12 protein-coding genes are annotated in these 14180 nt (G+C 40.6%); all 12 read right to left on the bottom strand.

Going from position 1 to position 14180, the window contains the following annotated elements; genetic code table 11:
* Positions 1-40: 40 nt before the first annotated feature.
* Positions 41-550 (bottom strand): helix-turn-helix domain-containing protein, encoded by a 510-nt coding sequence (locus tag BMX26_RS08055; protein ID WP_075530919.1) that lies wholly within the window; start codon positions 548-550, stop codon positions 41-43.
* Positions 551-845: 295 nt separating this feature from the next.
* A complete protein-coding gene (gene rlmD / locus BMX26_RS08060) occupies positions 846-2228 on the bottom strand; it encodes a 23S rRNA (uracil(1939)-C(5))-methyltransferase RlmD (protein WP_075530920.1) in 1383 nt (460 codons plus the stop codon).
* A gap of 273 nt (positions 2229-2501) precedes the next feature.
* The gene (locus tag BMX26_RS08065; protein ID WP_180366064.1) at positions 2502-2693 is read right to left on the bottom strand and encodes a hypothetical protein; all 192 of its coding nucleotides are present in this window, start codon (positions 2691-2693) and stop codon (positions 2502-2504) included.
* A 246-nt stretch (positions 2694-2939) separates the two neighbouring features.
* A complete protein-coding gene (locus BMX26_RS08070; protein WP_075530922.1) occupies positions 2940-3974 on the bottom strand; it encodes a diacylglycerol kinase in 1035 nt (344 codons plus the stop codon).
* 16 nt (positions 3975-3990) lie between these two features.
* Positions 3991-5424 (bottom strand): Asp-tRNA(Asn)/Glu-tRNA(Gln) amidotransferase subunit GatB, encoded by a 1434-nt coding sequence (gatB, locus tag BMX26_RS08075; RefSeq protein WP_075530923.1) that lies wholly within the window; start codon positions 5422-5424, stop codon positions 3991-3993.
* Complete coding sequence (gatA, locus tag BMX26_RS08080; RefSeq protein WP_075530924.1) at positions 5424-6887, bottom strand: Asp-tRNA(Asn)/Glu-tRNA(Gln) amidotransferase subunit GatA; 1464 nt, start codon at positions 6885-6887, stop codon at positions 5424-5426. Before gatA ends, gatB begins: the two co-directional genes overlap by 1 nt.
* Positions 6887-7189 carry an Asp-tRNA(Asn)/Glu-tRNA(Gln) amidotransferase subunit GatC gene (gene gatC / locus BMX26_RS08085; protein ID WP_075530925.1) on the bottom strand — a complete coding sequence of 101 codons (303 nt, stop codon included), beginning with the start codon at positions 7187-7189 and terminating at the stop codon, positions 6887-6889. Before gatC ends, gatA begins: the two co-directional genes overlap by 1 nt.
* A 68-nt stretch (positions 7190-7257) precedes the next feature.
* A complete protein-coding gene (locus BMX26_RS08090) occupies positions 7258-8418 on the bottom strand; it encodes a CamS family sex pheromone protein (protein ID WP_082272516.1) in 1161 nt (386 codons plus the stop codon).
* On the bottom strand, positions 8418-10427 hold the full coding sequence (ligA, locus tag BMX26_RS08095; RefSeq protein WP_075530926.1) for an NAD-dependent DNA ligase LigA: 2010 nt from the start codon (positions 10425-10427) through the stop codon (positions 8418-8420). The genes BMX26_RS08090 and ligA overlap by 1 nt, the downstream gene beginning before the upstream one ends.
* 12 nt (positions 10428-10439) lie before the next feature.
* On the bottom strand, positions 10440-12659 hold the full coding sequence (pcrA, locus tag BMX26_RS08100; RefSeq protein ID WP_075530927.1) for a DNA helicase PcrA: 2220 nt from the start codon (positions 12657-12659) through the stop codon (positions 10440-10442).
* Between the two features lie 119 nt (positions 12660-12778).
* Positions 12779-13921 (bottom strand): ATP-grasp domain-containing protein, encoded by a 1143-nt coding sequence (locus BMX26_RS08105; RefSeq protein ID WP_075530928.1) that lies wholly within the window; start codon positions 13919-13921, stop codon positions 12779-12781.
* A gap of 88 nt (positions 13922-14009) precedes the next feature.
* Entirely contained in the window at positions 14010-14168 is a 159-nt protein-coding gene (locus BMX26_RS09630; protein ID WP_412771412.1) for a hypothetical protein, read from the bottom strand.
* Positions 14169-14180: the final 12 nt, after the last annotated feature.

A 14180-nucleotide genomic window follows, 5' to 3' on the forward strand; every position in this document is an offset into this window, starting at 1 on the left:
AATACAGGGTTTATAGAGGATTGAATAGACAAACTGGAATTTATCTTTTCTTATATGTCACCACAACTCCAACCACCGAAGTCAAAAAAACAATCGGTGCTAGTCTTACAAACAAGAATTCAAACCCATGCAGTATTGTTCCTGCCACTGCCAACTCAGGATCATTGTAATTCCAATTCAAATAAAAACTATTCGTAGATGCAAGTGCGATAAATATTACCACTATAACCGCACACAATGAAATAAGAATCCATCGAATCGTTTTTACCTTTGTTATACTTCTTTTTGCAAGCTGCAAATTAATAGCTTCTAATTTTTCAGAAAGAATCTTTAAATCATCGGTAGTCGGTTCTGCTACAGGTTCTCCAAGTAATTCACTTACAGTAGTATCCAGTTCATTCGCCAAAATAATCAGCATACTGGAATCTGGAACTGACAAACCATTCTCCCATTTTGATACTGTCTGTCTTACTACGTTCAGTTTAATTGCCAGTTCTTCTTGCGACAGCCCTTTTGACTTTCTAATTCTTTTGATATTTTCATTTAGCATAATCTCTGCCTCCTTGTTTTTGATAGCTCAATTCTATATTCAATAGAGCCGTTGCCACAAGCAATACATATTAACATCCTCTTATTCACGGGCTTTTCACAGACAAATCTCGATTTGTATAACCTCTCTTAACATCTAATCCACTATCTCAAATCGTGACATCTAATCCGAGGTCACAACCTGACACACATTTTGCAGTAGATATGTTTACATATAAGAAAACCGGGCTTTTTCAGAAGTCAGGCTTCAAATCTAAATTTCCGAAAAAGCCCGGAAATACGCCACTTTCTGGCACTTATTTATCTTTTCTTGACATCAAGACTACTGTCTCCACATGCGTTGTCTGTGGGAACTGATCAACTGGTAAAATCGGCTGGGTTACTTCATATCCGCGGGATTTAAATTGGCCTAAATCGCGCACCAGTGTGGCCGGATTGCAGGAAATGTAAACAATTTTTTGCGGCTGCATTAAAACAGCACTTTCAATTAAACTTTCCGTTAGACCTTTTCTGGGTGGATCTACCATGATAACATCCGGTTTAATACCTTTTTCCTGCCAACGGGCCATCCACGATTCAGCGTCTCCTAATTCAAATTCAGTATTGTGGGCTAAAAAGTTTCTTTTGGCATTTTCTTTGGCATCTTTAATCGCTTGCGGAACAATTTCCACCCCATACACTTTTTTAGCATGCTTGGCCATATTTAAAGAAATCGTACCAATACCACAATAAGCATCAATGACCACTTCTTCACCCGTCAAATGAGCACGCTTAATTGCTTCATTGTAAAGCTTTTCAGTTTGTGTTGGATTGACTTGGTAAAAGGACTTAGCCCCGATTTCAAAGGTCAAATCGTTTAAGGTATCCGTGATTGTCTCTTTACCCGCTAAGAGTTTGGTTTCTTGTCCTAAAATAACATTTGTTCTTTTAGGATTGACATTTTGTAAAACACTAACGACATCAGGACAGGTGGCTTGGATTAATTGGGCAATCTTTTGTCCCTGCCTCAAATCTTTGAGTCTGGTTACTAAAACAACCATGACCTCTTTGGAATAATGGCCTCTGCGAACTAAAATATGCCGGATAACACCCGTATTCAATTCTTCATTGTAAGCAGGAACATGATAATCGCGCAAAATATCTCTGACAGCCAGCAATACTTCATCGATTCTTGGATCTTGAATCATGAAATGCTCAAGCGGCATAAAATCATGGCTATTTTGCTTAAAAAAGCCGATTTCAAGCTTACCATTGACCTTTCTCACAGGAACCTGAGCTTTATTCCGATAGCCATAAGGAGGGTTTTGCCCTAGGGTAGCTTGAACTTCAATATCGTCTAAATGTGCTTTTTTGAGCAAATCTTGAATCAACTTTTGCTTAAATTTTAGTTGTGCTTCATATTTTAAATGGCCTAAAGGCGCAATCCCTGTCTGCATATACTTGCGATTTTGGCTTTCAATTCTATCAGGCGATTTTTTAATCAATTCCAGTAATTTAGCATAGCCGAAATTTTTAGTGGTCTTAGTCACTTTAACTAGTGCAACTTCACCTGGCAAGGTATTCTCGATAAAAAGAGGGTAACCTTCAACTTTAGCGACCCCCATCGCTTGATAACTGAGATCTTGGATTTCAACTTCCAACTCTTCTTTATTTTTAACTGGTGCATTAATTCTAGCCATTTTTTTCTCCTTGTTAATTCATAACTACTATTATAGCTCAAAAAGAAGGTACATTTAACCCCAAAACGTAAAAGCAGCGTGCTAAAAACAACCGTTATAATTTTACTAATTGAACTACCTACGATTAAAATCGTAGGAATCGCGTCACGCGATTACATTACGTGTACATTAAAAAACGATACACGCTCCGAACCTAGTTATAATGACTGGAAATACCGCCACTATAATCACCCTGCCAAGAATCATCCGCATCAATCCGTGCAGGAGCTTTGGCTAACTCTGCGGCGTTATGCTGGTATTATTAATTGAATTTTCAAAAAGTTTTAACCCCTCATCGCTAATACTTACCGTATCTTTTAACATATTCGCTGACGGCAGGGTTTTTGCAAGGCTTTTTTTACTATACCCCTTTTGCCGTAAATAATTTTCAATAATGGCTCTTAATTCAAATTGTTTTTCCCACAAAACCTTCATTTTTTCATCTCCCCAGATATTTTTATGGCGCCCCTTTGTCCATCCCTGAACATAATCTCCCTTAAATTACGCCATATTTTCTCCAAGGATAATATAGCACATGTTTTTTAAACGGTTGCACAAATAGTTAACCGCTTAAATCACTACATCCTGTTGGACTTTATTGTGTAAACCACATCGTTTTATATAACAAAAAAGCTTTCAAGATTTTTTCTTGAAAGCTTTAAAATGTGCTTTTTACTTATCTTTATCGCTTAGTTCAAGCTGTTCTTCAGAAAGATTACGCAACTTGTCCACACCTTCGACAAATTGTTCCCTAGCATTTTCTTCGGCAGCCTCGTCCTTACTTGTAATAGCATCATCAGGAATTTCATCTGTGTTAGCAAAAATTTCTAAGTGCTGCTTATGGTTTTTAAAGATCATTGGAGCATCGCCGCCATATTCACCATCGATATTAATCATCATCCGGTCTTTTGGTGCTTTAGCGACTACTTTAGAAGTTTTCACATATAAAATTCTTGGATCATTAACATGTTTACCGCCATTAAAGACCATTTGGATTAATTGTAAGATTTCGAGCAAATTGCTGGTCTTAACAATAATCAAAGTAAATTTACCATCATCAAATGATGCATCAGGTACGATCTGTTCAAAACCACCCACAGAATTAGTCAAGGCCAAGAAAAACATGGAGGCCATGCCGTCAAAAACACCATCATCGTATTCAAGGCGCATTTTAACCGGCTTAATTCGCGGCAAGAGTTCAGCTCCCTTAACCAGGTAAGCTAAGTAGCCGAATAATGACTTAATTTCAGAAGGAACCCCATAAGTCAGTTCCGTCAATAAACCGCCGGCTGCAATATTGACAAAATATTTATCATTGGCCTGGCCAATATCCATTTTGACGGTTTGGCCTTTAGCAATAACCTTCGCAGCATCAATCGGACTTTCACGCGGAATTTTCAAAGCACGCGCATAATCATTGGTTGTCCCCGCGGGGATAATCCCTAATCTAGGCCGATGCTTCAAAGGAGCTAAACCATTAACAACCTCGTTAATCGTACCGTCCCCACCGGCAGCCACAATTAAATTAAAACCTGCCTTAGCAGCTCTTGCAGCTTCATTTTTAGCTGAATCTTTTTCGGGGGTCGTGGCATAGGCACTTGTTTCATAACCTGCCCCTTCTAAAATGTTCAAAATATCAACCAAATTATTCTTCATCATTTCCCGCCCAGAAGTTGGGTTGTAAATAATGCGGCATCTTTTTTGCATCTTTTCACCTCAAAAATTAGCGGGCGTTCAAGCTGGCCATGAGCAGCTTATTAACCACCTTAGGGTTAGCCTTACCGCGTGTTTGCTTCATAATAGCACCAACTAAGAAACCAACAGCACGATCTTTACCATTCTTAAAATCAATGATTGATTGTTCATTGTTATCCAAGACTTCATCAATAATCGGCTGCAATTTAACTGGATCAGACAATTGAACCATGCCTTTAGCTTCAACCCAAGCTTTAGGTTCAGTATCATTGGTGATAATTTCTTTGAAGACCTTTTTGGCGATCTTAGAAGAAATCGTTTCATCTTCAATCAATTGAATCATTGTTGCCAGATGTGCGGGTGTCAAAGCTGTTTTAGCCAATTCAACTTTATTAGCATTCAAATAAGCTGAAACTTCACCCATCAGCCAGTTGGCAGCTAACTTGGCATCAGCTCCGGCAGCTACGGTTGCTTCATAGAAATCAGACATTTCCTTGGTTTGTGTCAAAACGCCGGCGTCATATTCTGGGATACCCCATTCATTGACATAACGCTTACGTCTTACATCAGGCATTTCTGGAATGGAAGCTTTGACTTCTTGGATCCAATCGTCCGAAATATGGATTGGCGGCAAATCTGGTTCTGGGAAGTAACGGTAATCGCTGGCACCTTCCTTGACACGCATCAAGATAGTCGTCCCCGTTGGTACATCGAAACGACGGGTTTCTTGTTGAACTTTACCACCGGCCATCAATACTTTAGCTTGGCGCTTAGCTTCGTATTCCAAACCTTTTTTGACGTGTTCAAAGGAGTTTAAGTTCTTCATTTCTGTCTTAGTGCCGAATTTATCAGAACCGACCGGACGTACAGAAATGTTAACGTCCGCCCGCATGGAACCTTCTTCCATCTTAACGTCAGAAACGCCGGTAAATTGGATAATTTGGCGTAATCTGGTCAAGTAAGCATAAGCTTCATCAGGAGAAGCAATGTCTGGTTTAGAGACAATTTCAATTAATGGTGTACCTTGACGGTTTAAATCGACATAAGAATAGCCGTCTGGATTGTGGGTATTTTTACCTGCATCTTCTTCAACGTGCATTTCTTCAATCCCGATTTTCTTTTTAGTACCATCTTCCAATTCGATTTCAAGCCAGCCATCATGGGCAATTGGTGTATCAGATTGGGTAATTTGGTAAGCTTTAGGATTGTCAGGGTAGAAATAATTTTTGCGGTCAAAGTGAATATCTTTTCTGATTTCACAATTTAAAGCCAAAGCAGCCCGCATCCCAAATTCCAAAGCGCCCTTGTTAACTTGTGGCAAAACACCCGGATAGCCCCAGTCGATAACATTCGTGTTGGTATTTGGTTCAGCCCCATAGACAACCGGCGCTGGTGAGTAGGCCTTTGAGTTGGTTTTTAATTCGATGTGGACTTCAAGTCCGATAGTTGTTTCAAAATTCATTAATTTTGACCTCCAATCACAGGAAATGCCTTGTGGAAATCAGTAGCTTGTTCAAAGGCAAATCCTGCCTTGTACATTGTATCTTCTCTAAATCGTGGTGCAATGAGTTGTAAACCAATTGGCATCTTATGACTGAAGCCTGCTGGAAGCGACATCCCAGGTAAACCAGCTAAGTTAACCGGAATTGTCAAAATATCATTCATATACATTGTCACAGGGTCGTCGATTCTTTCACCCAAGCCATAAGCAGTCGTTGGGGTAGTTGGTCCGATAATCAAATCGTAATTTGCAAAAACATTTTCAAAATCACGGCAAATCAAGGTTCTTACTTGAGCTGCTTTCTTGAAGAAGGCATCATAAGTCCCGGCTGAAAGGGAGAAAGTCCCCAGCATAATCCGGCGTTTTACTTCATCGCCAAAGCCTTCGGAACGTGATTTAACATAAACATCTTCCAAATTCTTGACATCGTCTGCTCTAAAGCCATAACGAATACCGTCAAAACGTTGTAAGTTAGAAGAAGCTTCAGAAGAGGCAATGATATAGTAAACTGGTACCCCATACTTGCTATAAGGCAAGGAAACTTCATCCACCGTAGCGCCTAATTTTTCAAAAGTCTTAATCGCGTCTTTAACAGCAGCTTGAATATCCGCGTCAACACCTTCGCTGAAGTATTCCTTAGGCACAGCAATCCGCATACCCTTAACGCCTTGATCAATACCTTGTGTGAAATCAGGAACTTCTTTAGCAGATGACGTAAAATCACGACTGTCATGTCCACTGATAGCATTTAACATCAGAGCATTATCATAAACGTTGCGGGTCAAAGGTCCAATTTGATCCATGCTGGAAGCAAAAGCAATTAACCCAAAGCGGGAAACGCGGCCATACGTTGGCTTAACCCCGACAATTCCGTTAAAGGCAGCCGGTTGACGGATGGAACCACCGGTATCAGAACCCAAAGCTGCTAAAACTTGCCCGGAAGCAACTGCAGCAGCTGATCCGCCAGACGATCCACCAGGCACCTTGGTTTGGTCCCAAGCATTCTTTGTCTTTTTAAAAGTACTGGTTTCAGTGGAACTGCCCATGGCAAATTCATCCATGTTAAGTTTGCCGACTGTAATCATCCCTGCTTCATCCAACTTATCCATCACAGTCGCATTGTAGATAGGATTGAAGTTATAAAGCATCTTGCTGGCAGCTGTTGTCGTCAAGCCTTTAGTAACAATATTATCTTTAATACCAACAGGAATCCCGTCTAAAACATTGTCTTGGTTGACGCCGCGGGCATCAATTGCCTGAGCTTTTTTGACAGCTTTTTCTTCATTTAAAGCCAAAAAGGCATCAATTTTTTGATCACGGTCTTTGATGGTGGCAAAAGTTTCTTGGGTGAGTTCTTCAACACTCAAATCTTTCTTAACTAAAGCTTCGTGCACGCCTTTTAAATCAGTTTTAAAGTAATCCATTAAGCTTCCTCACTTTCATCGATAATGGCTGGAACCTTGATGAGACCATCTTGATGTTCAGGCACATTTTCCATTAATAAGTCGCGGTCTGTTCCTTTAACCGCCACATCTTCACGCATCACATTGGTTGCATCAGTCACAGTTGAAGTCACAGGAACACCTGTCGTATCAACTTCTTGTAACTGTTCAACCATATCGATGATTGCATCCATTTGGCCGGTGAATTTTTGCAATTCTTCGTCGGTAAATTTGAGCTTTGCTAAGGAAGCTACGTGCTCAACTTCATTTGCAGTAATTGCCATCTTTATCCCTCTTTTTCATCTAGTTATTATTATTTTAATCGATTATCTTAAATTTATAAAGTATCTAATTAGTAACTGTTAAAGACATGGGTGTAGTAAGTCGAATCATCCGCGTCTCGTGACAAGAACGACTGTACTGTTCCATCAGAACCCTTGACCGTAATGTCAACCGGAATCCCTGACGGCAGGTAGGTTTTAGCCATTTGCGCAACAAATTGGGTAAAACTGGTGATTTCAGTAGTGCTATAGAACTGGGTTGAAATATTAACATGCATCCCCTGCATGGTCTTACCCTTATATTGTGCTTGAGCCGTCACACCTGCTAAGTTAGGGAAGAAACTTTGGGTTTTATTCTTGAAACTTTCAAATGACGTTTCATCATTTGAATTAGGCAGACTGGAGGTATCGGTTGCGGGGAAAACCACGCTTTTGACATCCGTATCCGTCCAAGAACCAATAGAGGTACCAGAACTGCTCAAAGTATAAGCATAAAACGACCCGCCAACTAAACTGTCATTTGGTGCTTGTTTATACATACAGATTAAAATCGGAATATTATTGCCTACCGCTGATTTTTGTCTTAAACGAGCTAAGACGGTAGCTGCTACCTTTTTCCCTTCAGCCACCATGGTTGCATTGGAAATGGTGGTGGTATAAGTAGCACCATATTCAACTTTTTGATAGTAATCCTTTTGGTTCATCCCAATCCCAATGGTAATGCCAGCCAAAGTCAAACTGCCATTTTTTTCCTGCATGTAATCTTGTTCTTCAATCTGCTGAACATAAATCGGATTACGCTTATCAGCATCGGTTTTTCCGTTATCAACGGGGTTTAAGCCATCGGGGTTACTGTTTGATTTGCGGTCCAGCCAGTTGATAAGCGTGGCCTTATTTAAAATCTGTCCTTCTCTAAAAATATAATTCTTCGTAGAAAATTGTTCTTTGGATAAATTAGTCAATCCCGCTTCAAAACTCTTTAAATTGAGAATATTTTCAGAATTTTGATAGACCCCAATCCCACGAGCTTTGTTGGTCAAATAGCGGCCGTTTTTAATAACCCCTTGATAATAAGTACTATCGGTTTGACCGGTGGTTTGATAGCCTTTTTTGCTAGTTGTCGTCGTTTGGCTGGTCGTTCCTCCTGACGTTGCTTGGCCTAAATTGCCGCAAGCAGTTAAAAGCAGGGCTGTTGCACACATAACCGCTGCAACCAGTTTTTTCTTCATCATTATTTTTCTTCCTCCATCTTTTGCAGGAATTCTTCTTCATTCATAATTCTAGTTCCCAAAGTTTGCGCCTTAGCCAATTTTGAACCGGCATCATGTCCGCAAATCAGCAAGTCTGTTTTTTTCGACACGCTGCCGGTAACTTTAGCGCCATGCGCTTCTAAATAAGCTTTGGCATCGCTACGCTTAATGTGGTCCAAGGTACCTGTCAAAACAACCGTCAAATTGCTAAAACTGCTATTTTGAACTTGACTATCATTACCTGTTCCCAGATAAGTTAAGTTGACACCTACAGCCTTAAATTCAGCCATTAAGTTTTGAACAGCCGGCTGGGCAAAATAAGTCGCTACACTGTCAGCAATAATTTGCCCTAAATTATCAATCGCTGTTATTTCATCAACGCGGGCCTGCATTAAATGATTGCTATCTTTAAAATGAGCAGCCAAAATTTGCGCCGCTTTAGTGCCGACATGGCGGATACCTAATCCAAACAGCAGGCGTTCCAAGGAATTTTCACGACTGCGGTCAATGGCATCTAACAGTTTTTGGGCTGATTTTTCTTTAAATTTATCCAGGGTTAACAGCTGCTCAAAGGTTAATTTATATAAGTCAGCCGCATCATGAATAAAGCCTTTGCTAAACAGCTGGTCAATAATGCGCGGCCCCAAGCCGCCAATATTCATCGCATTCCGGGAAGCAAAATGCGCTAAGCTTTCCTTGATTTGGGCGGGACATTGCGGATTAATACATCTTAAAGCAACCTCATCATCCAAATGCACCAGCTCAGCTTGACAGGCGGGACATTGGGTTGGAATGGCATAAGGCTTAGCATCTTCAGGTCTTTTAGCCAAGACAACTTCAGAAATTTCGGGAATGATATCGCCTGCCTTGTGCAATTTAACCGTATCTAAAAGACGAATGTCTTTATCTTTCAAATAATCAGGATTGTGCAAACTGGCTCTTTCAACTGTTGTTCCGGCTAAAATAACCGGATCCATAACAGCTGTGGGCGTCACCACCCCCGTACGGCCTACTGTCCACTCAATGTCTCTGACGATTGTTTCTTGTTCATCTGGCGGAAATTTGTACGCGATTGCCCACTTCGGCACTTTGATCGTATTGCCAACTTTTTCATGCACACTAAATGGTTCGGCTTTCAGGACAATCCCGTCAATATCATAGGTCAAATCAGGCCGCTTTTTTTGATATTCATCAATGTAAGCTTCAATTTGTGCTCTGCCTTGACAAACGCGGGATTCTTGGTTGACTTTTAGGCCCCATGAAGCCATGAGATTTAAAGCCTCACTTTGCGTTGTAACGCCGAATTTTTCCGGTTCCATTAAATAATAAATGAAAGTGCTCAAATTTCTTTTGGCAGTTACGCTGGTATCAAGTTGCCGTAAAGAACCAGCAGCCGCATTGCGCGGATTGGCGAAAATCGGCTGTCCCTTTTTTTCGCGGGCTTCATTTAAAGCAACAAAGGCTTTTTTAGGCATATAGCACTCACCTCTGACTTCAACTGTCACCGGCTTGTTTAACTTCATCGGGATAGCCTTGATGGTTTTTAAATTTTCGGTAATATCTTCGCCAATCAAGCCATTCCCCCGCGTCGAGCCTTTGACAAAAAGCCCATTTTCATACGTCAATGAAATGGCCAAGCCGTCAATTTTTAATTCACAGCTGTAAGGAAATTCACTGCCGCTGGCTTGATACAGGCGCTCGCTAAAATCGGCCAGCTCAGCTTTGGAAAAAACATCACCTAACGATAACATCGGAATTTCGTGGTTCACTTTTTCAAAGCCGGTTAAAACCTTGCCACCAACCCTTTGCGTCGGTGAATCCGCCGTCTTAAGCTCAGGAAATTTCGCTTCTAAACTAAGTAAGCGCTGGTAAGCAGCATCATAGACATGATCTTCAACTGAAGGATTATCATCAACGTAATATTCTTGACTCCATTTATTCAATTGTTCCTTTAATTGTATAATTTCAGCTTCAGCTACTGTTTTATCCATCTTGCATCCTTTCTAAATTTTGGTGATTGGTGCAAAAGCAGCTAAAAGACGTTTAATGCCCTTGCCGGCAAAAGCAACGTCTAATTCCATGCTTTCACCCTGACCGTTAACTTTAACGACCGTTCCCTGGCCCCAAGCTTTATGCTGCACCTTATCGCCCACATTCCACGTCTTTTTGTCAGCACCTGTTGTTTGCTGCGAAACTGTAGTCTTCTTAATAAAAGGCTTGTCAAATGGATGTGCTTCAAAGGTTTGTGTTTTAGCTGGGCTGACAACTTCATTAGCTTCGTCAAGCAAGCTATCGGAAATTTCACCGATAAAACGCGAAGCGCTATTTTGCTGAGTACGACCATAAAGCATCCGTGAAAAAGCATTGGTGAGGTATAATTTTTCCTCAGCTCGAGTAATTCCCACATAAGCCAAGCGACGCTCTTCTTCGAGCTGCGTTTCATCAGCAACAGCGCGGCCTAGTGGGAAAATGCCTTCTTCCATCCCTACTAAAAAGACGACTGGAAATTCCAAGCCTTTAGCCGCATGCAGTGTCATCAAGGTCACGACATCATCGGTTTCATCAACCCCATCTTGATCAGATACCAAGGCTAAATCAGCTAAAAAGTCAATAAAAGGATCGCTATCTTCATTTTCCGGTTCCCATGTTTCATCAAATTGTTTAGTAACCGTCAAAAATTCACGCAAGTTTTCTAAGCGTCCTTGTGCTTCCAAATTATCAGCATCTTCTAAAGCCTTTTGATAGCCGGTCTGCTTTAAGATTTCTTCCGTCATTTCTGTGACCGACAATTTTTCTTCCTGTTGCTTGAATTTTTCCAGCATATCGCAAAAAGCTGCAATTTTGTTGCCGGTCCGCGCCGGAATATCCGTCAGCACAATATTTTTACCGGCATCAAATAGAGACATCCCATGCATATCAGCGAAAGTTTGCAATTTGGCCATTGATGTAGCTCCAATCCCGCGTTTGGGTTCGTTAACCACCCGCATAAAAGACATCGAATCATGCGGATTTGAAGCTAAGCGCAGGTAAGCTAAAATGTCCATAATTTCCTTGCGGTCATAAAAACGGTGGGCTCCCACTAATTTATAAGGAATATTGGTCTTCACAAATGTTTCTTCCAACGTTCTTGACTGGGCGTTTGTTCGGTACAAAATGGCAAAGTCGCGGTAATTACGGCCTTGTTTAAGTCCCGCTTGAATTTGTTTAACCACAAAAGCTCCTTCATCGTTAGCATTTTGCGCCCGATAATAGGTAATTTTATCGCCTTCATTATTTTGCGTCCACAAAGTTTTGGCCTGTCTTTCCAAATTATGCTCAATCACTTCGTTGGCAGCTTGCAGGATAACCTTGGTAGAACGGTAATTTTGTTCCAATTTGATGACAGTCGCATCAGGATAATCCTGTTCAAAATTCATAATATTTTTCATATTAGCACCCCGCCAACCGTAAATACTTTGGTCGGCGTCCCCTACAACACACAGGTTGCGATAACCTTGCGCTAACATATTGACCAAGCGGTATTGTGCTTCGTTGGTATCTTGATATTCATCGACATGAATATAGTGGAACTTACGTTGATAATATCCTAAAGTATCATCATCTTGTTCAAACAATTGAATCGTCTTCATAATCAGATCATCAAAATCCATGGTTTGATTTTTGTGCAATTCTTCTTGATAAATCTTATAGGCATTGGCAATGTTTTCCGCCATAAAATCTTTTTCCATCTGAGCTTTTTTCAAAGCTGTCTCAGGTTCGATGAGGTCATTTTTCCAATTCGAAATCGCAGCTAAGAAAGTGCGCGGATCAAACTGCTTGGTGTCAAGATTTAAGGTATCAGCTACAATGTGCTTCATCAAAGTCTTCTGTTCACTAGGGCTGCCAATCGTAAATGAGCGGCTAAAACCGATTTTTTCAGCATCTCGACGCAAAATGCGCACACACAGAGCGTGGAACGTTGAAACCCATACATCCTGCGAACCTTCACCAACGAGTTTATCAATTCTTTCCCGCATTTCTTTAGCAGCTTTATTGGTAAAGGTAATCGCTAAAATATTCCAAGGGTTGACATTTTCATGTTCAATTAAATAAGCTACACGATGCGTTAAAACACGCGTTTTGCCACTGCCGGCACCTGCCATAATAAGCAGCGGACCTTCAGTACACATCACCGCTTCTGACTGCTTGTCATTCATCCCGCTCAATAAATTATTTTGCGTCACCTTGTTCAATCCTCTCTAAAAATAATCAATCATTTCTTATTATAGCAAAAAAGCCCTCTAACTTCTTTTAAAATTAACTAAAAACAAAAAGCCTGGACCAAGTAGGTCCAAGCTTATTTTTATTCTTCTGGCAATGCATCCCAAATACCAGTACTTTCAACCTGCAAAGCAGCTTTTTGAGCACTGGAAGCCGCTACTAAAACATAGCCTTCCCTTTCAACTGGACGCAATGTTTCAGGAATTCGGAAAACACGATATGACCAATTGTCCTTTAAGGCCCATTGCAAACGGACCTTATCACGATCTTTGGTGGAAACTAAGACCATCGCACTAGGCGTGGTTAGCTGTGCTTCTTTTAAAGGCATATTAATCAAAGCACGCACATGTTCTTCAAACATCGATACACTGGAAGCTTGATCAAAAACATAGCCGGCTACACTTAAAGTCGGTACGAGCCGCTTAACATATAAATTTTTTTCATCAGTCATAAAGAAAGCCACCTGCATCACACCGACATATTTTAAGTTATCAGCAATTGTTTGTGCAATTCTTTTAGCTTCAGCTTCAACGTCCGGTTCAATGTCAGCTGGCGCTAAACTTTCATGCAAAACGCGGTCGCGGTAAATATTTTCAACCATTGGGAAAAATTTCACCTGACCTGAACTGTCGCGCGCCATAAAGAGTGACAATTCTTTTTGACTTTCCACCCAAGATTCTAAAATATAAGTGCCATAATCAATAATATCAGCACATTTCACAATATCAGCCTGCTTTTTGATAATCCTTTGCCGACTTTTACCGAAGCCTTTTTGAATCGGCTTTAAAACACAAGGATAGCCAATCGAACTAATTTCTTGGTAAATATCATCCATACTGATGATTGTTGCATAAGGCGCAATATTCAAATTTAAGCTTTCAAAAAAAGCTCTTTCTAAAAGACGGTCTTGCGTAATTTCTAAAGTATTGCGGCCTTGCGGAACCTTTGTAAACCGTTCTAAAAAGGCAATTACTTCTGAATTAAGATATTCAGATTCATATGTTACTAAATTACAACGTTGGGCAAAATCTTGCAATTTATCTTTTTCAGTCAACTTACCCACGATTTTTACATCAGCCTCTGCTAACGTCGGTACACTTTGACTGCTGCAATAAGCAGCTACCTTAAACCCCATCTGCTTAATAGCACGGGCCAGCATAATGCCATTTTGACTATCACCGATAATTCCGATTGTATCGCCTGGCAATGCAATGAGATTTTCCATGTTGTCACAACCTTTAACTTTTCTACTTAGTCATATTTTACCACAAAAAAATTAGTAAATAAAAAGGCTGGTCCCCCCAGCCCTTTTATTAATCATCCGCTGTATCTGTTGTTGCGTCAGTCACCGACTCCAAAGCGCCCGTAACTTTATTGAAGTAATAAACTTTACCATTGATTGTTTGACTGCCATAAAGCATATGTCCTTGACTGTCATAGTAAACCGTCTTATTTTGGCCATAGCTTGACAGGTTTTGGAAACC

The organism is Ligilactobacillus sp. WC1T17, assembly GCA_900110005.1.
Taxonomy (GTDB): Bacteria; Bacillota; Bacilli; order Lactobacillales; family Lactobacillaceae; genus Ligilactobacillus; species Ligilactobacillus ruminis_A.

Coding starts and splice junctions, on each gene's coding strand:
- BMX26_RS08055 (WP_075530919.1), bottom strand. CDS start 550: ATGCTAAATGAAAATATCAAAAGAATTAGAAAGTCAAAAGGGCTGTCG.
- rlmD (WP_075530920.1), bottom strand. CDS start 2,228: ATGGCTAGAATTAATGCACCAGTTAAAAATAAAGAAGAGTTGGAAGTT.
- BMX26_RS08070 (WP_075530922.1), bottom strand. CDS start 3,974: ATGCAAAAAAGATGCCGCATTATTTACAACCCAACTTCTGGGCGGGAA.
- gatA (WP_075530924.1), bottom strand. CDS start 6,887: ATGGATTACTTTAAAACTGATTTAAAAGGCGTGCACGAAGCTTTAGTT.
- gatB (WP_075530923.1), bottom strand. CDS start 5,424: ATGAATTTTGAAACAACTATCGGACTTGAAGTCCACATCGAATTAAAA.
- BMX26_RS08105 (WP_075530928.1), bottom strand. CDS start 13,921: ATGGAAAATCTCATTGCATTGCCAGGCGATACAATCGGAATTATCGGT.
- BMX26_RS08090 (WP_082272516.1), bottom strand. CDS start 8,418: ATGATGAAGAAAAAACTGGTTGCAGCGGTTATGTGTGCAACAGCCCTG.
- ligA (WP_075530926.1), bottom strand. CDS start 10,427: ATGGATAAAACAGTAGCTGAAGCTGAAATTATACAATTAAAGGAACAA.
- gatC (WP_075530925.1), bottom strand. CDS start 7,189: ATGGCAATTACTGCAAATGAAGTTGAGCACGTAGCTTCCTTAGCAAAG.